The 1,028-nt window shown below is 47.4% G+C and carries 2 protein-coding genes; both read left to right on the forward strand.

Annotation, left to right across the window (positions count from 1 at the left end; translation table 11 throughout):
* Nucleotides 1-729, forward strand: a 729-nt coding sequence (locus QVP40_RS08900; protein WP_288200429.1) for an energy-coupling factor transporter ATPase, incomplete at its 5' end; no start/stop codon positions are given.
* Nucleotides 720-1,028 (forward strand): ATP-binding cassette domain-containing protein (locus tag QVP40_RS08905; protein ID WP_288200430.1); only part of this gene is annotated, 309 nt, incomplete at its 3' end. The genes QVP40_RS08900 and QVP40_RS08905, both read left to right, overlap by 10 nt.

A 1,028-nucleotide genomic window follows, 5' to 3' on the forward strand; every position in this document is an offset into this window, starting at 1 on the left:
GAGTTTGTGGCTGTTCTGGGCCATAACGGATCCGGAAAGTCCACCTTTGCCAAACATATTAACGCACTGCTTCTTCCTACGGAGGGAACTATATGGATCGATAACATGGATACCATGAAGGAGCCGGAGCTGTGGAAGATCCGGCAGAAAGCAGGAATGGTATTTCAGAATCCTGATAATCAGATCATTGGAACTGTTGTGGAGGAAGACGTGGGATTCGGACCGGAAAATATGGGGATTCCCACAGAAGATATCTGGAAACGGGTAGATGAAAGTCTTCAGAAAACCGGAATGGCAGCATATCGCCACCATTCGCCCAACAAGCTTTCCGGCGGACAGAAGCAGAGGGTTGCCATTGCAGGAGTCATGGCAATGCGTCCAAGATGTATTGTACTTGACGAACCTACAGCCATGCTGGACCCAAACGGCAGGAAAGAGGTTCTGGAAGCAGTGCATCAGCTGAACAGACAGGAAAAAGTAACAGTAGTTCTCATCACTCACTACATGGAGGAAGTCATTGACGCAGACCATGTATATGTTATGGACGAGGGCCATGTAGTAATGGAGGGAACTCCAGGAGAGATTTTCTCCCAGGTGGACATGCTGAAAAAATACAGACTGGACGTACCTCAGGTAACGCTCCTTGCCCATGAACTGAAAAAATCCGGGGTGGATATTCCGGATGGAATCCTTACTACGGAAGAGCTGGTGAATTGCTTATGTCAATAGAATTAAAAAATATCACATACACCTACAGTCCGGGAACTGCCTATGAGATCCATGCGCTGAAGGATATTAATCTGGAAATTCCGGACGGACAGTTTATCGGAGTGATCGGTCATACTGGAAGTGGAAAATCCACACTGATCCAGCATCTGAATGCTCTGATCCGCCCTACATCCGGCTCTGTTCTCTACAATGGGGAAGATGTTTGGGAAGAAAAATATGACAGGCGGAAGTTAAGAAGTCAGGTTGGCCTGGTGTTTCAGTATCCGGAGCATCAGCTTTTCGAGAGCGATGTGCTTTCT

The sequence above is a fragment of the Blautia sp. CAG:257 genome (assembly GCF_000433815.1).
Taxonomy (GTDB): Bacteria; Bacillota; Clostridia; order Lachnospirales; family Lachnospiraceae; genus Blautia_A; species Blautia_A caecimuris.